Annotated in this window: 24 protein-coding genes and 1 tRNA gene; 20 read left to right on the top strand and 5 right to left on the bottom strand. The window is 46.3% G+C overall.

Annotated features, from left to right (window positions below; translation table 11 throughout):
• Positions 1–70: 70 nt before the first annotated feature.
• A complete protein-coding gene (locus ABC765_RS08195) occupies positions 71–358 on the bottom strand; it encodes a heavy metal-binding domain-containing protein (protein WP_006500104.1) in 288 nt (95 codons plus the stop codon).
• A gap of 116 nt (positions 359–474) precedes the next feature.
• Between ABC765_RS08195 and folB the strand changes: the two genes are divergently transcribed.
• Genes folB through folP form a run of 6 tightly spaced genes read left to right on the top strand, consistent with a single transcriptional unit; the run spans position 475 to position 4,907 of the window.
• Entirely contained in the window at positions 475–840 is a 366-nt protein-coding gene (folB, locus tag ABC765_RS08190) for a dihydroneopterin aldolase (protein WP_347980942.1), read from the top strand.
• Complete coding sequence (gene folK / locus ABC765_RS08185) at positions 833–1,315, top strand: 2-amino-4-hydroxy-6-hydroxymethyldihydropteridine diphosphokinase (protein WP_006500102.1); 483 nt, start codon at positions 833–835, stop codon at positions 1,313–1,315. The genes folB and folK overlap by 8 nt, the downstream gene beginning before the upstream one ends.
• An 8-nt stretch (positions 1,316–1,323) precedes the next feature.
• Positions 1,324–1,896: a GTP cyclohydrolase I FolE gene (folE, locus tag ABC765_RS08180; protein WP_074505197.1), complete on the top strand. Its 573-nt coding sequence runs from the start codon at positions 1,324–1,326 to the stop codon at positions 1,894–1,896.
• Positions 1,893–3,167: a folylpolyglutamate synthase/dihydrofolate synthase family protein gene (locus tag ABC765_RS08175; RefSeq protein WP_347980172.1), complete on the top strand. Its 1,275-nt coding sequence runs from the start codon at positions 1,893–1,895 to the stop codon at positions 3,165–3,167. Before folE ends, ABC765_RS08175 begins: the two co-directional genes overlap by 4 nt.
• Position 3,168: 1 nt before the next feature.
• The gene (locus tag ABC765_RS08170) at positions 3,169–3,771 is read left to right on the top strand and encodes a non-canonical purine NTP pyrophosphatase (RefSeq protein WP_347980171.1); all 603 of its coding nucleotides are present in this window, start codon (positions 3,169–3,171) and stop codon (positions 3,769–3,771) included.
• Positions 3,768–4,907: a dihydropteroate synthase gene (gene folP, locus ABC765_RS08165; protein ID WP_347980170.1), complete on the top strand. Its 1,140-nt coding sequence runs from the start codon at positions 3,768–3,770 to the stop codon at positions 4,905–4,907. The genes ABC765_RS08170 and folP overlap by 4 nt, the downstream gene beginning before the upstream one ends.
• Before the next feature lie 89 nt (positions 4,908–4,996).
• Here the strand turns inward: folP and ABC765_RS08160 are convergent, their stop codons facing one another.
• Positions 4,997–5,335 (bottom strand): hypothetical protein, encoded by a 339-nt coding sequence (locus ABC765_RS08160; protein ID WP_347980169.1) that lies wholly within the window; start codon positions 5,333–5,335, stop codon positions 4,997–4,999.
• Positions 5,336–5,488: 153 nt separating this feature from the next.
• Between ABC765_RS08160 and ABC765_RS08155 the strand changes: the two genes are divergently transcribed.
• Together ABC765_RS08155 and ABC765_RS08150 are read left to right on the top strand one after the other, a co-directional pair.
• Complete coding sequence (locus ABC765_RS08155; RefSeq protein ID WP_006500096.1) at positions 5,489–5,839, top strand: hypothetical protein; 351 nt, start codon at positions 5,489–5,491, stop codon at positions 5,837–5,839.
• Between the two features lie 81 nt (positions 5,840–5,920).
• Positions 5,921–5,991: transfer RNA gene (locus tag ABC765_RS08150), tRNA-Gly, on the top strand.
• A gap of 256 nt (positions 5,992–6,247) precedes the next feature.
• On the opposite strand, the gene ABC765_RS08145 is transcribed toward ABC765_RS08150, so the two are convergent.
• Positions 6,248–6,457, bottom strand: coding sequence for a hypothetical protein (locus ABC765_RS08145; RefSeq protein WP_347980168.1), 210 nt, complete (start codon positions 6,455–6,457; stop codon positions 6,248–6,250).
• A gap of 786 nt (positions 6,458–7,243) precedes the next feature.
• Between ABC765_RS08145 and ABC765_RS08140 the strand changes: the two genes are divergently transcribed.
• The 8 genes from ABC765_RS08140 to ABC765_RS08105 all read left to right on the top strand — a co-directional run bounded on the left by ABC765_RS08140 (position 7,244) and on the right by ABC765_RS08105 (position 17,257).
• A complete protein-coding gene (locus ABC765_RS08140; RefSeq protein WP_347980941.1) occupies positions 7,244–7,852 on the top strand; it encodes an IS607 family transposase in 609 nt (202 codons plus the stop codon).
• Positions 7,845–9,128, top strand: coding sequence for a transposase (locus tag ABC765_RS08135; protein ID WP_347980167.1), 1,284 nt, complete (start codon positions 7,845–7,847; stop codon positions 9,126–9,128). The genes ABC765_RS08140 and ABC765_RS08135 overlap by 8 nt, the downstream gene beginning before the upstream one ends.
• A gap of 265 nt (positions 9,129–9,393) precedes the next feature.
• The gene (locus tag ABC765_RS08130; protein WP_347980166.1) at positions 9,394–10,290 is read left to right on the top strand and encodes a M48 family metallopeptidase; all 897 of its coding nucleotides are present in this window, start codon (positions 9,394–9,396) and stop codon (positions 10,288–10,290) included.
• 322 nt (positions 10,291–10,612) lie between these two features.
• Positions 10,613–12,301, top strand: coding sequence for an arginine--tRNA ligase (gene argS, locus ABC765_RS08125; protein WP_347980165.1), 1,689 nt, complete (start codon positions 10,613–10,615; stop codon positions 12,299–12,301).
• Positions 12,302–12,585: 284 nt separating this feature from the next.
• On the top strand, positions 12,586–14,685 hold the full coding sequence (locus ABC765_RS08120; RefSeq protein WP_347980164.1) for a PBP1A family penicillin-binding protein: 2,100 nt from the start codon (positions 12,586–12,588) through the stop codon (positions 14,683–14,685).
• Positions 14,686–14,751: 66 nt separating this feature from the next.
• On the top strand, positions 14,752–15,129 hold the full coding sequence (locus tag ABC765_RS08115; RefSeq protein WP_006500091.1) for a YlbF family regulator: 378 nt from the start codon (positions 14,752–14,754) through the stop codon (positions 15,127–15,129).
• A gap of 53 nt (positions 15,130–15,182) precedes the next feature.
• Complete coding sequence (locus ABC765_RS08110) at positions 15,183–16,148, top strand: HD domain-containing protein (RefSeq protein ID WP_347980163.1); 966 nt, start codon at positions 15,183–15,185, stop codon at positions 16,146–16,148.
• 101 nt (positions 16,149–16,249) lie between these two features.
• A complete protein-coding gene (locus ABC765_RS08105) occupies positions 16,250–17,257 on the top strand; it encodes a peptidylprolyl isomerase (RefSeq protein WP_347980162.1) in 1,008 nt (335 codons plus the stop codon).
• Positions 17,258–17,353: 96 nt separating this feature from the next.
• Here ABC765_RS08105 and ABC765_RS08100 read toward each other — a convergent pair whose 3' ends face one another.
• Positions 17,354–17,578, bottom strand: coding sequence for a hypothetical protein (locus ABC765_RS08100; RefSeq protein WP_347980161.1), 225 nt, complete (start codon positions 17,576–17,578; stop codon positions 17,354–17,356).
• A 2-nt stretch (positions 17,579–17,580) separates the two neighbouring features.
• Positions 17,581–18,009 (bottom strand): HIT family protein, encoded by a 429-nt coding sequence (locus ABC765_RS08095; RefSeq protein ID WP_033935318.1) that lies wholly within the window; start codon positions 18,007–18,009, stop codon positions 17,581–17,583.
• Positions 18,010–18,140: 131 nt separating this feature from the next.
• On the opposite strand from ABC765_RS08095, the gene ABC765_RS08090 reads away from it, so the two are divergent.
• The 4 genes from ABC765_RS08090 (at position 18,141) to deoC (ending at position 22,165) form a co-directional block, all read left to right on the top strand.
• Complete coding sequence (locus tag ABC765_RS08090) at positions 18,141–18,878, top strand: ABC transporter ATP-binding protein (RefSeq protein WP_347953602.1); 738 nt, start codon at positions 18,141–18,143, stop codon at positions 18,876–18,878.
• Positions 18,871–20,064, top strand: a complete 1,194-nt coding sequence (locus tag ABC765_RS08085) for an ABC transporter permease (RefSeq protein WP_347980160.1) — start codon at positions 18,871–18,873, stop codon at positions 20,062–20,064. The genes ABC765_RS08090 and ABC765_RS08085 overlap by 8 nt, the downstream gene beginning before the upstream one ends.
• A 9-nt stretch (positions 20,065–20,073) precedes the next feature.
• Positions 20,074–20,718, top strand: a complete 645-nt coding sequence (gene trmB / locus ABC765_RS08080) for a tRNA (guanosine(46)-N7)-methyltransferase TrmB (protein ID WP_006500083.1) — start codon at positions 20,074–20,076, stop codon at positions 20,716–20,718.
• A gap of 772 nt (positions 20,719–21,490) precedes the next feature.
• Positions 21,491–22,165, top strand: coding sequence for a deoxyribose-phosphate aldolase (gene deoC / locus ABC765_RS08075; RefSeq protein WP_347980159.1), 675 nt, complete (start codon positions 21,491–21,493; stop codon positions 22,163–22,165).
• The last annotated feature ends 14 nt before the right edge of the window (positions 22,166–22,179 follow it).

Raw genomic sequence — 22,179 nt, 5'->3', positions numbered from 1 at the left:
GTTGCCTAAGACAACGATATTAACTATATCGTTAATAGCAAAATATTGCAAGCGAATTTACCAAAAAAAATCAACTTTTTTGATTCAGTAGCTGCACCATCGTTCCATAACCGGTTAAGACCAGAAATTTAGGCGCGACTTGGACGTTGGCGACATTGGTGGTAAACCGGACGCCAACGATTCCATCAGCACCTTTTTCACTTGCTTTTTGCTTCAGCTTCTCCTCAACGGCTGGAAAAAGCTGATCAAAGGCCTCAAATTCATCGATGGCCTCGCTGGGCAGCATCAAGTGACTGGTTGCGTTAACGATGCCAAGTGATTTATGCGGTGATGGCAGATTTTCGGTCATTAAGAACATGGCTTCACTTCCTTAAAATTTATCAATATTTATTTTAGCATAAAGATTTTGCATCGGGCATGGGTGCGGTATGATGGTTGTATTGAATTTTGAAACCAGGTAAGGAGAGGGTTATCATCGGGCGCATCAGGATCAATAATATGAAGTTTCATACCTATAACGGCGTGTTTGCCGAAGAAAAGAAACTCGGACAAAAGCTGGAGATTGACGTCGACATGCAGTATCCAATTGAAGAACGGGTTCAGCATGATGATTTGAACGAAACCGTCAGCTATGCGGATGTCTATGGTACCATTAGAGAATTTGTTACAACGCATTCTTTTGACTTGATCGAAAGCGTGGCCAATCAGCTTTTAAAAAAGATTTTAGCAGACTACCCAAGCTTGCAGCAGGTTACTTTAAGAATTCGCAAATACAGTGTGCCGATTGATGGTATTTTTGACAACGTGGAAATTGAAGTAGTGGGGGTTAACAATGACTAAGCGGGCCTACTTAAGCATCGGCACCAACCTAGGCGACCGTTTTGACAATCTGGCGCGCGCGTTGGACCTGCTGATGCGCAATCCGGCCAATCAAAACTTGAAGGTCTCGCCAATCTATGAAACCGAACCAGTTGGCGGCGTCAAGCAGGATGATTTTTTAAATATCGCCGTTGCGCTGGATACCAATCTAACACCGCTTGAGCTGCTTCATTGGCTGCAGATCATTGAAAAGTCGCTGCATCGACGGCGGCTGATTCACTGGGGACCACGGACGATCGATCTAGATATCGTTCTTTATGAAGATGAGGAATGGCAGACGGCGAATTTAAAGATTCCGCATCCTGAAATGGGGAATCGCCGGTTCGTCCTGCAGCCGTTGCTAGACGTGATGGATGATGATCCGGCACACCAGGCTTGGATCAAGCGGCTGCTGCAAAACACCACGGATCATAACTGGATTCGTCCAGTAGAATAGGGGAAATTATGGATCAAGAAAAAATCAAGCACGCGGTCAGTGAGCTTTTAGAGGCATTTGGCGAGGATCCTCAGCGTGAGGGCCTTAAAGAGACGCCACAGCGGGTTGCCAAGATGTATGCTGAAATTTTTGCCTCTTTGAACCACCAGCCAGAAGACTTCAGCAATTATAAGACTTTTCATGTTGATGATCAGCCAGAGATGGTCCTGATCCAGCAGATTCCGTTTTATTCAATGTGTGAGCATCATCTGCTGCCGTTCTTTGGCAATGTCAGCGTCGCTTATGTGCCACGCGACGGCAAAGTCATCGGCTTAAGCAAGATTCCGCGACTGGTCGATTTTGTCGCTAAAAAGCCTGGAATGCAGGAGCGGCTGACCACTGAGCTGGCTAATGAGCTGCAGCGGATCTTAAACCCTAAAGGAATTGCAATCAAGGTCGCGGCTCGGCATATGTGCATGGAGATGCGGGGGATCAATAAGACCGGTCAGTTTACCTATACTTCTAAATTTACCGGTGAGTTTAAAGATGACCTGGCACTGCGCAAAGAGTTTTTAATGCAGACTAAGGACCTGGTCAAATGAGCTATGAACGAATCATTGCCAGTCTAAATCCACAGATGCGCGGTGGCGACAACGATCGGGTGGGCATGCTCAAGCGGGTGTTGGCAAAGCTGAATCATCCTGAGCGTCAGTACCGAATCATTCATATTGCCGGCACCAATGGCAAGGGCTCGACTGGCAGTCTGATCGTTAATTTTTTGCGGGCCGCGAATTTAAAAGTCGGTCATTTCAGCAGTCCAGCAATGGTTGATCAGCGCGAGCAGATTCAAGTCAATGGTCAAATGATTGAACGCGCGGATTTTGTTGCGGTTTATGAAAAAATCAAACGGCAGCTGCCCGCTGAGCTAACGACGGCTGATCTAACCGTTTTTGAATGGTGGACGCTGATCATGCTGCAGTATTTTGCCGACCAAAAAGTTGACTGGGCCGTCATCGAGTGCGGCTTGGGCGGTCAAAATGATGCCACCAATGCAATTGAGGCTCCCGAACTGGCGATCATCACGCACATTGCGCTTGATCATACGCGAATTTTAGGACCTGCCATCAAAGACATCGCGCAGGCTAAAGCTGGCATCATCAAGCCGGGCAGTCGGGCAGTTGTTTTAGCGCCGCATCAAGAACCGGCTGCTTTTCAAGAGATTTTAAAAAAGGCGCAGGCATGCCAGGTGAAATTTTTGGACAGTGAAAAGCAGGTCGCAGTCAAGGTATTGGATCAAAGCTGGTCGAAAACGCAGCTGCAGATCAAGACGGCAGCCATTGACTCAGTATGCAGCTTTAGGCTTTTAGGCGCTTTTCAGCTGGATAATCTCAAAACCGCATTGACGGCTGTTGATTGGCTGAATCAAACCGGTACAGAGATCACAGCAGAACAGATCAAGAAAGTATTGGCGCAGATTACGATTCCCGGGCGGCTGCAGCAGATCGGTACGCACCCGCAATGTTTTTTGGATGGGGCGCATAATCCCGACGCGGCATCGCGGTTGATTCAAACGCTCAATCAATTGGGGTACCCCAAAAAACTAGTCTTGGTACTGGGATTTTTAAAGGACAAAAACGTTGCTCAAATGGCTCGGCAATATGCCCAGCTGGATGCCCAGATAATTTTGGCAACACCAGATCAGCCAAAGCGTGCTCTGCCAGCTGAGGAGCTGCATCAGTATCTGCCGACTGCCATGGTGATTGATGATGCCTGGGCTGCCTATCAAAAAGCCGTTGCCTTGGCAGGTCCTGATGGCATGGTGCTGATAACGGGATCGTTTTATCTGATCAAGGAAATTGAGGCGAGAATTTAAGATGACGACACAGAGTTTTGTAATTGCAACTCATAATCCAGCCAAGCAGCGTGAAATCGGTCAAATTCTGGAATTTTACGGCGCCCGTGGAATTGCCTACGATCAATTGACGGCGCGGCAAGAATTTCCAGCAGAAGGCAAGCGCAGCTACGAAGAAAACGCCGCTAAAAAAGCCCAGTTCATCAGCCGGCTGCTGCCTGATCAAAACGTGATTGCTGATGATTCTGGACTTGAATTGAAAGCTTTTCCGCAAAGGTTTGGGATTGAGACTGCGCGTCAGCTGACCCCGCATTTTGCCACCAAAAGCGATATGAATGATGGTATTATTCAATTGGTTAATGGTCACGATCGACATTTTGTCATGAAAACCGTAATTGCGCTGGCAAGAAATGGTCAGGTCGTTCAAATTGCTCATGGAAAATTGAGCGGAACGATTGCCACGGCTCAGCATGGTAATGAGGGTTCAGGATTTGACCGCATTCTGATTCCAAATGGCCTTGATCACACGCTGGCCGAGATGGATTTTGCCAGTTGGGCTGCCTATTGTCATCGCAGCCGTGCCGTTAAGAATCTTTTAGACCTAATGGAGGAAACATCGAAATGAAAATTGTTGAAAATACAAACGTTGCTAACCTGTCTCCACTGGCCTCAGCAATTTATGACAAGCTGGCTCATAATCAGCAGATGCTTTTTTTAACCTGGGAATGCGAAGATGATGAACTGACCAATCAAGTTGCCCATTTTTTGAATCATTTTGATGCTGCCATTGCGCATTTAAAAGGCAAGGTTGAGTTCATGCTGCCACTGACGGCCTTTCATTTAATGGCTCACCGTGCAACCAGTAAATGGCCGGCTGATGAGGAGCTGTGCCGCTCGCTGGCTAAGATTGCGGCTAATCATACTGTATATTGGCGCGCGGGCCGGTTTGACTTTAACGTTTCGGCTAAGCCAATTATTTATGGCATTATGAATATTACGCCCGATTCGTTTTATGATGGCGGACGCTACAATACTCCAGAAGCCATGCGTGAACATATTCGCCAAATGGTTGCGGCAGGTGCCGATGTGATCGAGGTTAACGGTCAAACCACCAAGCCGGGGGGATTTAAAGAAGTCTCGCCAGAAGAGGAATTGGCGCGGATCGTTCCTGGAATCAAAATGCTGCAGGAAGAGTTCCCCAATGTAGCCATTGCCGTTGATACCTATAAGCTGCCCGTGATGGAAAAGGTTCTGGAAATGGGCGTCGATATCATCAACGACGTGCAGGCCTTTGACGATCAGCGGAAACTGCTGCTGTTAAAGAACAGTCGCGCTGGTTTGGTAACGATGCACAGCAGCCGGGACCGCGAGTATGGCAATCTGACCGTTGAAATGAAGCACTTCTTTGAGCATAACCTGGCTAAGATCTCAGAAGCCGGCATTAACCTGGATCGGGTAATTATTGATGAGGGAATCGGCTATTCGAAAGTTGCCGATGGTGAGCAGGACTATGCAATGATGCGCAATATTGATGAATTCCGCTACCTTAACCGGCCAATCATGGTTGCCATCTCACGTAAGGGCTTTGGCAAGAAATTGTTTAATCTGCCAAAAGATGAGCGGCTGCCCGTTACGCTGATTGCGGAAACCTACATGTATCTGCATGGTGGTCGGGTCTTGCGAGTTCATGACATTGAAGAAACGCGTCAGCTGGTAAAAATGATCGATACGATTACGGCTGGGTATTGGCAGCGCGGCTGATCAACAATATCAGCACTGACTAAGATCGATCGCATCATTAGGTCCTTTTTGCAGCGTTGGACGGATAAATCCTGATTGATCGGCTTTGATTACCAAATATTGATAATGACGTTGATGATTAAGATCAGGTAGGTAGCCCCAAACAGCCAGGGACTGCCAAAGGTTTCGCGTTTTTGTCGAAAGGCGGCCTCGATTGCAAGCAGCACGACCAGTAACCAGATGATGCGACCAACGAACAGCAGCGGATGCAGACTGAAAAACATTAGCGTCGTTGCCAGAGCCGTAATGGCCGCAACGATCAATGCCAAGCGCGTGAGGACGAACCAGTCACTGACGCGCTTTTCCATTTTGGCATGCAGTCCCATAAAAGCAGTGGCGAAAAGAGCAATCGCACAGATGGCATCGATTAAAGTTAGGGTTTTGATCATTTGAAAGGCCTCTCTTTTAAAGTTTTAGCTGCTTAAATTTTATCATTTTTTGGCTGATAAAGCCGGGTTTGATACGTGATGCTTGAATTTTGCCGCAAAAAGAGTAAACTATCATGTATTGCTATCAATCGGGAAATTGACGAGGTGAATTGCATGCTTTACAAGATTGGCGATGTTGTCAAAGGCAAGAAGTTTGGCCCCATGGATCATGACTTTTCCGGGGAAGTCGAAAAGGTTTATGAAAACTCGATTATGATTGCCATTCAAGACTACGATCCGTCTGACCAGAGCGGTGTCAACGAATTGAACGGTCGCGCAATCATTCGCAAAGATGAGGCCAAGATGTTAAAGGCAGTTCCACGGACGGCAGAAGACAAAGAAGCCGAAGTGGAAGCAGAGAAAGAAGAAGCCGAAAAAGAGGCTAAAAAGACGACTGGCAAAAAGGCGACGCGGGCACGACGCTCTTCAAAGGTACGCATTGAAAAGCCAGCCGACAAGAATTAGTTTAAAAAAATCAAATTACTTGATGACATTTTTAAATTAATGAGGTATACTTGCTAAGTAAGTTATTTTTACTTAGCTTTTGCGGGTATAGTTCAGTGGTAAAACCCAACCTTCCCAAGGTTGTGTCGCGAGTTCGATTCTCGTTACCCGCTTAGTTAAAAGGGATGAGCAGTCTGCTCATCCCTTTTTGTTTATCCGATAATTTTAAATATCGGGTTCGTCCGATTACTATTGAATTACCTTAAACGGTGATGGCTCACCAGTAAATTAGTTGACCAGTATCGGAATGTCTCAATCTAAAACAGTGATGTCTCGTCGGTAGATTGGTTGACTGACATCAAAAACTGGGGTGTGTCTATAATTTTGTGTAAAAAGGGATCTTCCTCTGTGTATGATGAAGCCTGGTTTTTAAAACATTGTGTCAAGCGTGTCCTTACAGCCGGTAATTCCAGTGCGGGTTCGGCGTATTCTGGACAAGTTCTGATCGTTGTAGGTCGCTACCTGCGTCATGACGAAGCGATCCACGGCATCTTCAACCTGGGCTCGAAACAGTTCTTTCAAAGCAGAATCGTCATCTGCCAGTAGCGCGGTAATAATATTTTTGATAGAATCTTCCATGGGGAAAGCCTCCGTATTCTGATTGGTTTTAGCAGTTCAATCATACGGGGAGGGCTTTCCCTTTTTCAATTCCTCCTTTAAATTTACACAAACAATTTTACACTCCCAAAAATTGCCATAATGACGATTATTATGCAGAAAATCTTGTATAAAACATCTGACGAAAATCTCATTACCTACTTTTTTCGAAAAAGCGATGCATAGTAGGTAAAAATTAATGTATATCGAGTTAGGTTGTCCTAACATTACCTACTATTGATCAAAAATCCCCCAATAGTAGGTAATTCACAAAGTCGGTCTGGCCCAATCAGCTCTATAATATGCATCTTTACCTACTATTTCGAAAAAAGGTGGCGAAAGTAGGTAAAGTTAAATCGGCCGAGTATACAGTTACCTACTTTCTGCCAGAAATCAAGAAATAGTAGGTAATCTCTTGGCCAATAGCCGATTAAGTCCTTATTTTCTTCACAAAGGCAGTTCACTGATGATCATAAAAGCAGCTGACGACTGAATTTATGGTGACAGCTCCCATCCATCAACCAAAAAGACTTGATGAGGACCAGGGCTTTCCCATCAAAAGGCAGCTCGCAGACAATTTTGGTCAAACGCATCTATCTACATATTTTGAAATGATGCTGGGCGTAAGATCGCTTCCTTTCTGTATTATAATTAATGCATAGGGGTTAATTGCTAATCGTTAAAAACGCAACTAATATAAATAAAAGTATTCAAATGTGTTATGCTAGATTTAGCTTACTAAAGTGAGGTGAATCTATTTTGAGCAAAATTTATAAGGTTAGCCAAGCTGCCGAACTGCTTGGTGTTTCAGTTTCAACAATGCAGCGCTGGGATCGAGAGGGGCGCATCAAGGCTTATCGAAATGCTGCCAATCGGCGTTACTACACTCAAGAACAGTTGAATAAGTATCTAGGGATCAGTGAGAAAGACCGTAAAAACATTGCTTATGCGCGAGTATCATCAGCGGGGCAAAAACGTGATCTAGTGGATCAAATGGATTTCTTGATTCAATATTGCAATGCTAAGGGCATTATTATTGATGAGCATATTACAGATATTGGCAGTGGGCTCAATTACAAACGACCTAAGTGGAATAAGCTGTTACAAGAAGTTGAAGATCGCAAGGTTGATAAAATTTATGTGACTTATAAGGATCGCTTTGTCCGCTTTGGCTTTGATTGGTTCGCTGACTTTTGCAAGCGTCATGGTGCAGAGATCATCGTGGTTAATAATCCTAAAACCAGCCCCGATAAGGAATTGGTTGACGATCTGACCAGTATTATCCATATGTTTTCCAGTCGCTTATACGGCTTACGTCGCTATAAAAAACAGATTGAGACGGATCCTAGCTTGAAAGACGGTGATAAGAATGACTGATACAATCCAAACGGTGGTTTACGAACTGCATCCGAATAAGACTATGAAACAGGTTTTGGATGAGGCTATTGATTATCGTCGTTATTGTTGGAACCAAGCCTTAGAAATATGGAATGAGTTGTATCTTGCTCATAAGATTTACGACAAAATTCTATGGACTAAATTTATTCCCAAACAAAATAAAAAGACGGGAAAAATCACGGTAAAACATATCGACGTTCATCTAAATCCTGCTCCAAATTGGAAGATGGTTCGTGACATTATGGTACACGACAAAGCGGATTGGCAATATCAGCGCTCTGCCCACCTGCTTGGCCTTGCCGTTAAGGACTTGGGCAATGCTTGGCAGAATTTTTTTGACAAGGCACAGCCTGATTGGGGAAAGCCGCATTTTCATTCCCGTCGAGAACCACGCCAGGGCTTTAAAAGCGATCAAAGCAAGATTGTAGACGGTTTACTGCGTCTGGAACGTCCTCAGAAAAGTCTTGTTCCAAGTGAAGAATGGCGAGACTTTAAATTAAGTGAGCAACCTTTGTCCGATAAAATCGGCATAGTCAGCTATTTCCGTGAAAAAGGCCGTTACTATGCAGCTGTACCGTTTAAAGTCGCCACTAAAAAAGCATTACCCAAAACTGGTAAGAATACGTCAGTTGATGTTAATGTCGGTCATTTCAACTATACGGAGGGTCAACAAAACGTTCTTCCAAAAAAGTTGGAACGCATTTACGAAAAAATCAAACATTATCAACGTCAATTAGCACATAAACGGGTTGTTACTGGCAGTACGCAAAGCAATAACTATTTGAAGACGAGAACCAAGCTTCAAGCATGCTATCGCAAAGCGTTCAATATCCAGAATGACCTTATGCACAAATTTACGACCAAATTGGTTAATAATTATGATCAAATCGTAATTGAAAACCTGTCTGTCAAAGGCATGCTAATGAGCCATGTAGCTTCTAAGGGAGTGCATCGTTCCATGTTTGGCAGGTTTAAGCAAATGTTGACTTACAAGTGCAAATGGTATGATCGCAAACTGATTCTAGCTGATAAACTATATCCATCTACTCAGCGCTGTGCGGTCTGCGGCACCATTAAGCGAGGCGATGAACGCATTACGCTGTATGGCAACAAGAAATATGGCACCAAACATAATGAGTTTGTTTGCTATAACAAAAAATGTCCCAACTATAACTTAGTTGTAGATCGGGACACCAATGCGATGCTTAATCTTTTAGCACTGATTGAGCATCCAAAATTGAATAAGGCACTATAAATTTAAAAGAAAGGAATGTTAATGGCCTTGAGCAATCGAGGCCACACGGGTTAGCTGTACCCGAGGATTGGCGAGAGCCTTCCTTAGATGTTGCAGGAGTGATGTTTCGGCATCTGCGTCGGTCAATACGATTACTCCCTCGTTGGAATATCGGAATACCGGCGATAACGGCAATAAGAAAAACGTCTGTATTTAAGTCTTCAGATATGTAGTTAAAATCGCAAAATAACTACATTGCACACGTTTTTTGCAGCGGGGAGCGAAAATGCTGTTTGAACAGATTGCTCGTAATCGCCGACATACGATTTGGCTGCTGATTTTTATGGCAATTATCGTTTTGGCAGTTGGCTTAGTGTTTGCCTGGGCATTTGGTACTGATTGGATGTGGATCTTTTGGCTGGTTGGTTTTGGTTATCTGTCTTGGTTTTACTGGCATTCGGCGACGGTTTTGATGAAAATCAATGGTGGTTGGCAGATCGATGAAAAGTCTGCCCCGCGTCTTTATGAGCTGGTGACGGAACTTTGCTTGGCCAGTGGATTGCCGCTGCCCAGAATCTATCTATTGCCGATCGATTGTCCCAATGCGTTTGCGACCGGCTGTGACCCTGAACATGCCAGTTTAGCGGTAACCAGCGGATTGCTTGAAATGATGAATGACGAAGAACTGCGCGGTGTTTTGGGACATGAGCTGGCGCATATCAAAAACTATGATATCCGAGTTACCACGATTGCGATGTCGCTGCTTGAGCTGGTTCGCTATTCGGGATGGGGGCTGCTGATTGCTGGTCTGGGATTGATGAGCGTCAAAACCAGGGCTGGGATCATCAAGCTGATTTTTTGGATGATCGGGGCCAGTCTGGCAGTGGTTGGCGGTTTGATTGCCATTGTCGGGATTCCATTGGCCAAGATCGCGTTTTTTGCCATCTCAAGAGAGCGTGAATATCTGGCTGATGCCGGGTCAGTAGAAATAACGCGTGATCCTAGTGGCTTGATCAGTGCACTTGAGAAATTGAAAAATGATGATCACCAGATGCCAACTGACGATGCGGCCACCAATGCCATCTGCTTTAATGCCATGCAAGGCAATTGGCTGATGAAGCTGTTTGATACGCACCCGCCATTGGAAAAACGGATCGCACGACTGAAAGATTCGGCATCTTAAAAACGCATGAGCTGAGAAGATGAATCGCGCGACTGAAAAATTTATTCTCGTAACAAACATGTAACTTGCCTTTTTTTATTGAACTGGTATAATCTGAAATTGTATAAAAAGCTGAAGAATATTAAAGAGGTAGCCGCTGGCAAGCGAGCCTGCGTTGCTGGAAGGCAGGTGCAGCTGGTCTCTTGAACGCGCTTTGGCATGACATTTAAATATCATTTGAGTGGAATGTTGCACATTCAACTAGAGTGGTACCGCGGGAAATTTCTCGTCTCTAATGGACTTTGGGGTTCGTTGGAGGCGTTTTTTATTTAGGAGGTTAAACATGGACGAAAAGACACAGGTTGCTACGGCGCTGCAGACTGCACTGCCAGACATGAGCATTGAGGACATCAAGAACAAGCTGGAACGGCCAAAAACCAGCAAGAACGGGGACTACGCTTTCCCAACCTTCTTTTTGGCTAAGGAGCTGCACAAGGCGCCACAGATGATTGCCGGTGAACTGGTTGAAAAAATCGACCAAACTGGTTTTGAAAAAGTCGTTGCGGCTGGTCCATACATCAACTTCTTCTTGGACAAGGCCAATGTTGGTGCAGGGATCTTAAAGGAAATCTTGGCTGACCCAGAGCACTACGGCGACTTGGATCTTGGTCACCAAGCCAACGTTACGATCGACATGTCCTCACCAAACATCGCCAAGCCAATGAGTATGGGTCACCTGCGTTCGACGGTTATCGGTAACGCAATTGCCAACATCATGAAGAAGGTCAACTACAACCCAATCAAGATTGACCACCTTGGCGACTGGGGGACCCAATTTGGTAAGCTGATGGCCGCCTACGAAATGTGGGGCGATGAAGAAGCTGTCAAGGCTGACCCAATCAACACGCTGCAAAAATACTACGTTAAGATCAACACGGAAGCCGACGAACATCCCGAATATGCCGAAGCTGGTCGTGAATGGTTCCGGAAGCTGGAAGATGGCGATGAAGAAGCCGTTCGTCTGTGGAAGTGGTTCCGGGCTGAATCCTTGAAGCGTTTCATGAAGGTTTACGACATGCTGGACGTTCAATTCGACTCCTACAATGGTGAAGCCTTCTACAACGACAAGATGGATGAAATCCTGCAGCTGCTTAACGACAAGCACCTGCTGCAAAAGAGTCGTGGTGCCGGTATCGTTGACCTGTCCAAGTACGACTTGAATCCAGCCATGGTTCAAAAGTCAGATGGTTCAACGCTGTACATGACGCGTGACCTGGCTACGGCTCTGTTCAGAAAGCGGATGTACGGCTTTGAACAGTCGCTTTACGTTGTTGGTGCCGAACAAAGCTACTACTTCCAACAATTAAAGGCTACGCTGGCTACGATGGGCTTTACCTGGTCTAAGCAGATTCACCATATTCCATTTGGTCTGATGACGCTGAATGGTAAGAAGATGTCAACGCGGAAGGGTAATGTCGTTCAACTGGAAGAAGTGCTGGACGAATCCATCAAGCTGGCTCGTCAACAAATTGCCGAAAAGAACCCTGACTTGGCAAATGCCGATCAAGTTGCTCAAGAAGTCGGCGTCGGCGCAATCGTCTTCCATGATTTGAAGAACGAACGGACCAACTCAATCAACTTCAAGCTGGAAGATGCCGTTAAGTTTGAAGGTGAAACCGGTCCTTACGTTCAATATGCGCATGCTCGGGCTGAGAGTCTGCTGCGCAAGGCGGGCAACCCAGATCTTGCTGGGGCCGATTTGAAGCTTAATGACGAAGAATCTTGGAACATCATCAAGCTTTTGGGACAATACCAAGAAACGATCAAGCGGGCTGCCGTTAAGTACGACCCATCCCTGATCGGCAAGTACGCTCTGTCACTGGCCAAAGCCTTCAACCAATACTACGCTCATACGCGGATCCTGGTTGACGACGACCAAAAACTGGCGCGGCTGGCACTGGTTCAAGCGGTCAGCGACGTTTTGAAGTCTGCTCTGGCACTGCTGGGCGTTAAGGCTCCAGACGAAATGTAGTCGGTCTCAATATCTTAATGGCTGACAGCTGCTGGCAGTCAAAGCCAGACGATTATCGATTCTGACCAGACCAGATCAATCAAGAATGCTCCTTGCTTCAATGAATGAAGTGAGGAGCTTTTTTGATAAATTGATGATACCAGCAGCTGATTTTCAATGATGAGTCTTAGGCATGATTGTTTGCGTTTTGGATAAGTTTTACTGGACTGACTTGGCGACTGATTCCAAAAAGGACTGATTGTGATAAAATTACGTGGTGAATTTGAAACATGAGGAAAATTTAAATGAAACAACCAACATCTGATTGGAAAGTACGTTTTAAAGCTTGGCTGGGCAAGACCTGGCATGCTTTTTGGACGCGGTTTAAATATTTATGGCATCGTTTTCAGCTGACGCGCTGGATTATCGTTGTCCTAATGTCGCTGTTTTTGGTGATCAGCATCTATTTGACGTTTGTTGCCAAGACAGCCAATGTCAAGGATCTGGAGCGCCGATTGGAACAGCCGACCATGATCTACGACAGCAAGGGCAAGTCGGCCGGCAGTCTTTATTCGCAAAAGGGAACCTACGTCAAGCTTAGCAAGATCTCTGCAAACGTACCTGACGCAGTGCTGTCAACTGAGGATCGTCGCTTTTATCAAGAGCACGGCTTCTCGGTTCGCGGCTTGGGACGGGCGGCACTGCTGCTGGTCAAAAACAAGCTGTTGGGTCGCGACTATATTTCGGGCGGGGGTTCGACTTTGACCCAGCAATTGGTAAAAAATGCCTTTTTGAGTCAGGAACAGACCTTTTCGCGGAAAGCCAAGGAAATTTTTATTGCGATTGAAGTTGAGAATCAATACTCCAAAAAACAGATTCTCACTATGTATCTCAATAATGCCTACTTTGGCAATGGCGTCTGGGGCGTGCAGGACGCGGCCAAGCGTTATTTTAACGAAGACGCCAGCGAGTTAACGGTTCCCCAGGCGGCCACGCTAGCGGGGATGCTGACCTCGCCAGGAATTTATGATCCCGTCAAGCACCCGGCTGCCACCAAGTCGCGACGGAACGTGGTCTTGCAGCTGATGGTCGAAAACAAGAAATTGACCCAGTCGCAGGCTGATGCCTATAAAAAGACACCGCTGACGATTACCAATGGCTATACCAGTCCTGACACCTATAAGTATCCATACTACTTTGACGCCGTAATCAGCGAGGCCGTCAATACTTACCATCTGTCAGAAAAAGACATTATGAACAATGGCTACAAGATCTACACGACGCTGAACCAAAATCAGCAAAAGGCCATGCAGGATACCTACGATGACGACAGCAACTTCCCAGACAGCTCCACCGGCTCAACGATGGTTCAATCAGCCTCAATTGCCATGGATCCCAAGACTGGCGGAGTAACGGCAGTCGTCGGCGGTCGCGGCAAGCACGTCTTTAGAGGCTACAACCGAGCAACCCAAATGCGGCGGCAGCCTGGATCAACCATTAAGCCGATCGTCGTCTACACACCAGCACTGGAAAAAGGATATTTCTATGACTCAACGCTGCAGGACAAAAAGACGTCTTATGGCAGCAATCACTATACGCCGAAAAACTATGACAACACGTACAGCGGCAGCGTGCCAATGTACAAGGCGCTGTATGAGAGTCTTAATGCTCCAGCAGTCTGGCTTTTGAACAAGATTGGCGTCAATGCCGGCTACCAGATGGCTGAGAAGTTTGGACTGCCGGTTGAAAAGAGCGACAAGAACCTGGCTTTGGCGCTGGGCGGGATGTCAAACGGCGTGTCGCCTCAGCAGATGGCTCGTGCCTACTCGGTCTTTGCCAATGGCGGCAAATTGCCAACCGCGCACTATATCGTCAAGATCGAGGATGCAAACGGCAAGGTGATCAAGCGTTATCAAGCCAAACCTGCTAAGCAGATCATCTCTAAAAAGATCAGCAATGAGATGACCAGCATGCTGTTGGGCGTCTTCAAGCATGGAACCGGGGTATCGGCAAAACCAGACGGCTATGAGCTGGCCGGCAAGACTGGGACGACCGATTCGGGAATTGGCGATGGTGATCGCGACAAATGGATCGTCGGCTACACGCCAGACATTGTCGTTGCAACCTGGGAAGGCTATGACAGTACGACTGAGTCTCAGCAGCTGGCTGACGTTACCAGCAAAAACATCAGCGTGCTCTACAAGGCTGAAATGAGCGCGATTCTGCCAGAAACGGCTGGTACGCAGTTTACGGTCAAGGATGCGCAGGCCAAGGCTACGGCTAAGCAAAATAAGACCAGCAGCAGTTGGTGGAGCAATTTTACCAACAACCTAAACGACAGCGGCAGCACGCTCAAGCAAAAGGCCAGCGACTGGTGGAGCTCTTTGCAGTCAATGTTTCAGTAGCTTTGCCTTAAACGATGCATAATGTTACAATCTAAAAAGCAATGAATTATAGGAGGTAGGCCGATTATGGTTGTCAATATCTACGACACGGCAAACGAAATGGAGCGCCAGATGCGGGAAACGCAGGAATTCCAAGCATTGAAGGAAGCTTTTGCAGAACTTAAAAAGGATGAGGATGCATTTGGTACTTTCCAAAAATTCCAAGAAAAGCAGATGCAGGCTCAACAAAAGCAAATGCAAGGCGTTCAGCTGACGGAAGAAGAAATCAAGGAAGTTCAAGACCTGGCTAAAGAAGTTGGTCAAAAAGACGCCATTAAAAATCTGATGGTTAAAGAACGCCAGCTTGACGACATGATTCAACAGATCAGCAAGACGATTACGGCACCAATTGCGGAACTGTATCGTGAAGCTATGCCGGAACAAAACGGCGGCGCGGAAAAATAGTTTTTAAAGCGGAATCGTAGCTTGCGGTTCCGTTTTTTAAAGGCGGTGAAAAAATGGCCAAATTGATTGCTCAATACCAAGATGGCGAGGAAATGCAGCTTTTTGCCCTGATCAAAGAGGCAGCGGCTAAGACTACCAGTGCCGGCAAGCCTTACCTGGCACTGACTTTGGCTGATGCTTCCGGTGAGATTGGCGGAATGCGCTGGGATGCAGCACCAAAAGACATTGCCGAACTGCAGGCTGGCAAAGTCGTCAGCGTTAAAGGACAGCGTGAAACGTATCGCGACCGGCCCCAGATCAAGATTGAAACAATTCGCTTGGCCAGTGACGATGAGCCGCATGACCCGCTGTTGTTCGTTCCGCGGGCTCCAGAAACGACGGCTCAGTTAAAAGCGGGTTTTCGCGAGTTTTTTGATCTGATCGATGAACCGGTTTGGAAAAAGATTGCCGGGCATCTGTTTAGCAAGCATGGCGATAAACTATTCTCTTATCCAGCAGCCAAGAGCAACCATCATGCTTTTGTGGGCGGCTTGGCCTTTCACACGCTGTCGATTCTGCGGCTGGCGCGCGCGGTTGAGGCTCAGTATCCGGGAATCAATGCCGCCTTGCTTTATACTGGGGCAATGCTGCATGATCTGGGCAAGACCATTGAGCTAAGCGGACCGATCGCGACCCAATATACCGTGATGGGGAATCTGATTGGGCATATCTCGCTTTTGGACGGCGAAATCGTGCAGGCCTGTGATGAGCTGGGCCTTGATCCCGAGGCACCCAAGGTAATTCTGCTGCGGCATATGATTCTTTCTCACCATGGTCTGCTGGAATATGGCTCACCGGCGCGGCCTCAGCTTTTAGAAGCCGAGATTCTGCATCATCTAGATGAGCTGGATGCCTCAATCATGACGATTCAGACGGCCTTGAAGCAAACTGCGCCTGGCGAGTATACGGATCGTTTATTCAGCTTGGATAATCGCCGCTTTTATCGGCCGACCAATGAAGAAACTTTGAAGAAAAGCTAAACATTGTCTAAGCCGGGTTTAATCTGGGATCGGTTGTGTTATATTAGACTGGTAAATTTATCACGAGTAAATTCTTAATAAACTAAAGGATGTGTAATTTAGTGAACGCAAAGAAAAAAGCTTTGGCAATTTTAGCCGGAATTTCTTTAATGCTGCCATTGGCTGCCTGTGGCAATAAGGCTGTTGCAACGACTAGCGGTGGCAAGATTACCGAAAGCGAATACTACAGCAGCATGAAGCAGACTTCTGCTGGTAAGCAGGTGCTGCAGCAGATGATCTTGGATAAGGTGCTGGAAAAGCAGTATGGCTCACAAGTCTCCAACAGCAAGGTCAACAGTGAATACAATGCCTACAAGAAGCAATACGGTTCATCATTCTCAACCGTTCTGCAGCAAAATGGACTGACTACCAAGACGCTTAAGCAGCAGATTCGCTCTAACCTGTTATTGCAAGCGGCCGTTCGTCACTACTCCAACTTCTCCAACAAGGCTTTGAACAAGCAATGGAAGAAGTACCAGCCAAAGGTTCAGACGGCGGAGATTCTGGTTGGCTCAAAGTCTGATGCTCAAGCAATCATTGATGAGCTGAACAACACTTCTGGCGACAAGTACAAGGCATTCAAGAAACTGGCCAAGGAAAAGTCAACAGATACTTCAAACAAGAGCAATGGTGGTAAGGTAGCAGCCTTTGACAACACTGATACCTCGCTTGACTCAGCTTACAAGAAGGCAGCCTTTAAGCTTAAGACTGGCGAATACACGACGACGCCGGTCAAAACCGACAGCGGCTACCAGGTCATCTACATGATCAAGCACCCAGCCAAGGGTAAGAAGAGCAACCACATCGCGCAATTGAAACAGCAGATCGTCGAAGAAAACATGAATGATTCGACCTTCCTGCAAAACGTTGTCTCCAAGGTTCTGAAGAAGGGCAATGTTTCGATCAAGGACAGCGACTTGAAGAACATCTTGGATGAATACTTGACGACCAGCTCCAGTTCAACCAGCTCGACTTCCAGCTCAAGCAAGAGTTCGAGTTCGGCTTCCAGCTCTAGTTCAAGCACGGAATCCAGTTCCAGTGCTGACTCAGCTTCCAGCTCAAGCAACTAATCAAAAAGGATTGCATATCAGATGCAATCCTTTTTTGGCAGCATTAGAAAAATTAAAATGGGACTCCTTGTCTAAAGGCAGGGGGTCCCATTTTGGCTATGCTTGATATTTTGACAGCAGTTTTTGAATCTTGGCCAGTCGCGGTTCATTTTTAAACTGCCAAAGATCAACGGCATGCTGGGCAGCACGGGTAAACTCGCTGACGCCATCCATTGCCTGATTCAGCTTGATTACGCTCTGATTCAGTTTAACCAGCTGCGTCTGTAGATTCTTAGCAGCGCTTAAAGTATCGCGACCAGCGTTTTTGAAGTCGTCGAACATGGCTAGTCACCGAATTGATCGATAATCGCCTGTTGAACAGCTTGATACTTCTGTTCATCATATTGGCCCGAGTTGTCCGAAAACGTAATCCCAAAATCATCTTGGTCGCTGTAGCGCGGAATCAGGTGAATGTGGGAATGGAAAACGGACTGGTAGGCTACGGCGCCATTGTTGTTTAAAATATTCATGCCCTTGATGTCAGGGTTGGAGTCGCGAATGGCCCGGGCAATCTTTGGCAGTCGGCTAAATACGGCAGCAGCCAAGTCGGAGTCATATTCAAAGATGTCTTGAACGTGCTTTTTTGGTACGACCAGCGTGTGGCCAGGCGTGTTTTGCGAAATGTCTAAAAAGGCCTTGACGACATCATCTTCGTAGACCGTGTAGCTAGGAATCTCACCATTGATAATCTTGCAAAAAATACAATCTTCCATTCTGAGAATACCTCTTTTCAATTTTTTTTAAGTATAAACGAATTTTCCAAAAACTGCACCCTTAGTCGATTATAATCAATATGGTATAATTACTCGGTTAGGCAAGCAAGAAAGACAAAGAAGGGATGACAATGGCGCTGGAAGTTGAACATTTAACGGGTGGCTATTCTCAGCTGCCGGTTTTAAAAGACGTTTCTTTTAACGTGCAGCCAGGCGAACTGGTCGGTCTGATCGGTTTAAACGGGGCCGGCAAGTCAACGACGATCAATCATGTTATCGGCTTGCTGCGGCCGTTTTCTGGATCAATTGTTTTAAATGGTCAAAATCTGCAGGAAAACGCCGCGGCTTATAAGCGTCAAATCGCCTATGTGCCGGAAACGCCGATCCTGTATGATGAGCTGACGCTAAAAGAGCATTTGGAACTGACGATGCTGGCATATGGCCTGGATCGAGATCTGACTTGGCAAAAAGCCCATCAGCTGCTGAAAATCTTTCGCTTGGACAATAAGCTGGACTGGTTTCCGGCCAACTTTTCCAAGGGGATGAAGCAAAAAGTCATGATCGTCAGTGCTTTTATGACGGACGCCAAGCTGTTCATTGTCGATGAGCCGTTTTATGGTCTGGATCCACTGGCAGTTCATGATCTGTTGAATCTGATTGAGGAAAAAAAGGCACAGGGAGCAGGTATCTTGATGTCGACGCACGTTTTGGACACGGCGCAGCGCTACTGTGATCGCTTTATTCTGCTGGCGCATGGTCAGGTAAAGGCGCATGGTACGCTAAAGGAGCTGCAACAAAAAGCCGCTGGCGCCGGAGAAACGCTGGATGACATTTATCTGCGCCTGGCAAGGGATGAGAGCGATGAATAGTCTTTTTAAGAAACGGCGGCAAGCCCATCTGCTGCGGCTGATGAAGTATTGGCGGCTGGTATTTAATGATCAATTCACGATTGCGCTGTTCTTTATGATTGGCGCACTGGCCTATACCTATGCTCAATGGCTCAAGACGCTCAGCCCTGGCGCATGGTGGATTCGCTGGCTTTTGATTTTATGGTTCGTTTTGGTAATGCAGGTCGGCCGCTTTGCTACTTTGCTGAAACCAGCCGATCCCGTATTTTTGCTGCCTCAGTCTGATGGCATCAAGAAATACCTCAATCAGGCGTTTTCATACAGTCTAATACTGGGCGAGCTGATGTCGCTGGGGCTTTTGATTATCGCGCTGCCTTTAGCCTTGATTGACATCAAGCTGACCGCGCCAGCTATTTTGGAATTGCTCTTGGCAGGCTTTGTTGCTAAGCTTTCCTGGATGGAGTTGGCCAAAGCCCAGTTGAGTCTGCAATGGTCGCGGCATGCCAAGCAACTGCGGCTGGGACAATGGATCGCACCGCTTTTAATCGGTATGCTTGGCTGGCTGACTGCGCCGGTCTGGGGCTGCGTGGGCGCGGTGCTGAGCTATCTGGTCATTAAGATTGGGTTGCAAAAGCAGGATCTGGACTGGCGAGCGGCCGTTGATACCGAGCAGAAGCGAATGTATGACGTCTATCGTTTCTTTAATCTGTTTACCGACGTGCCCAGCGTCAAAGGCGGGATCAAGCGTCGGACTTGGGCCAATGGCTTGATTCGCTGGCTGACGATTCCTGATCATGCCTGGTCTTACCTATATGCACGCGGCTTTTTGCGGGATACGGAAACCAGCGGCCTGGTAGGCAGATTGACGATTGTCGGGATGCTGATCGTATTCTTCGTGCCATTGGGCTGGCTGCGCTGCTTACTGGCACTGCTGTTTATTTATTTGATTGCCATGCAGCTGATGCCATTTGCACAGCATTATCAAAACAATGTCTTTACTCATCTCTACCCGATTGAGCAAGCCACGCAGCTGACTGATTTCCAGGCGCTTTTAAAAAAGGTCATGATCAGCTTGAGTCTGCTGCTGATCTTGGCCAGTCTTGGTACTGAACTTGACTGGATGAGTCTATTGAGCTGTCTGATTCTAGGCGGTCTGGAGCTGTACTGGCTGATTAATTTTTATTTCAAAAAGAAAATGCAAAAGTGAGGATAACCAATGCGAGTAAAACACAAAAAATGGGCAGAACCACTGATTGAGGCCCATCCTGAAAAAATCACCACTGATCCGGCTCAGTTTAAGGGCAAGTGGCAGAGCCGTTTTGCCAAAGAGCAGCCAATCTGGCTTGAAGTCGGCATGGGCAAGGGTCAGTTTGCAATCGGCATGGCCAAGGCACATCCGGAAGTTAATTTTATCGGTTTAGACGTGGTTTCCACCGTGGCTGGGATTGCCTTGAAAAAGTCGCTGGAAGATGAAGAGCTGCCGAACCTGCAGTTTATCTGTGCCAATGGAGCGGGTTTGGATGAGTTTTTTGCGGATGGCGAGATCGATCGGCTGTTTTTGAACTTTTCCGATCCATGGCCTAAATCGCGACATGCCAAGCGTCGATTAACCTACAAGACCTTTTTGGCAAATTATGAAAAGGTTTTGGTGCCAAAGGGAACGATTGAGTTAAAGACTGACAACATGGGCTTTTTTGAGTTTTCACTGGTCAGCATGAATAATTATGGCATGCAGTATGATGGTGTTTGGCTGGATCTGCATCACAGCGATGAAAATGAAAATAACGTTGAAACGGAATATGAACAAAAATTTGCGGCAAAAGGGCAGCCAATCTACAAACTGAAGGCTCACTTTGCTTAATATTGAAACAGTACAGTCTGGCATTGATTCAACATCACTGCCGGATTTTTGGTTTGGTCATTAAACGGAGCTGCCTGGCAGGTTTAAAATCGTTAAAATGGTTAACAGTCAAACTGCCATTCTTTAGCGATACCAATCGTTTGAGGGATCAGTATTTATTTTGGCAGACTATCAATACCTTTTTTGCAAGACGTTTATGCTCGCATTTGTGAAGCGAATCTGTCTTTGCCCGGTTAGAAGCTTGTAATTACCTACTTTACGATGATTTTGGAGCTTAAGTAGGTAATTGCATATTCGATTTGATTAGTTTTACCTACTGAAGGCGTCATTTTCTCGAATCGTAGGTAAAAGTGCATATTTTAGTGATGATTGGGTCAGACCGACTTTGTGAATTACCTACTGCTGAGCGATTTTTATCAAATTGTAGGTAATGTTAGGATAACCTAACTCGATATACATTAATTTTTACCTACTATGCATCGATTTTTGGCGGAAAGTAGGTAATGATGGTTTTATCATATATCATTATGCAGAATTTATTGAATAAAAGATGTGGCTGAATTTTTATCAACTGTAGAAAGCGTTGGATGCCAATCAAAGAAGATTATGTTTTAAGCGGCTTTGTCACGGGAGAACTCCCATGGCAGAGCCGTTTTTAATTGCTTTTAAAAAATCGTTCATATAATTTCGGAAAATAATTTCTATAAAAGTATGGAATTTATTTCAAAACGTGGTATAGTAAAAGCGTTCACTAATGAAAGGGGTTACAAAAATGAAACTTACAGTAGCACAACTAGCCAAATACATGGACCACACGATGCTCAAGCCAGACGCCACTCAAGCAATGATCGACCAATGCATTGACGAAGCCATCAAATACAACACGGCTTCAGTCTGCATCAATCCATACTGGGTCAAGCATACTGCTGATCGCTTGAAGGATACGGATGTCAACACCTGCACGGTTATTGGCTTCCCGCTGGGGGCTTCTACGACTAAGATCAAGGTTGCCGAAGCAGTTGATGCCATCGAAAACGGTGCTGATGAAGTCGACATGGTCATCAACATTGGCGAATTGAAATCTGGTCACCAAGATATCGTTGAGCAGGACATTCGCGAGGTTGCCCAAGCCGTTCATGCTCATCACAAGCTTTTGAAGGTAATCATTGAAACCTGCCTGTTGACTGATGAGGAAAAAACGATTGCCTCCAAGCTGACGGTAGCTGGCGGAGCTGATTTTGTTAAAACTTCAACTGGCTTTTCAACTGCTGGTGCTAAGGCGCAAGATGTTGCGTTGATGCGTCAGGCAGTTGGTCCGGACTTTAAGATCAAGGCTTCTGGTGGTATTCACCATCTGGATGAGGCCTACGCAATGATTGAGGCAGGTGCCAACCGGCTGGGCGTTTCTGCTTCAGTCCAGATTTTGGAAGAAGCTGCTCGGCAATAATCAATGATTTGAGA

Origin of the sequence: Limosilactobacillus sp. WILCCON 0051 (assembly GCF_039955095.1) — a bacterium.
Taxonomy (GTDB): Bacteria; Bacillota; Bacilli; order Lactobacillales; family Lactobacillaceae; genus Limosilactobacillus; species Limosilactobacillus allomucosae.
Note: the sequence above shows the minus strand (reverse complement) of the source record. Positions and strands in the feature narration are given on the sequence as shown.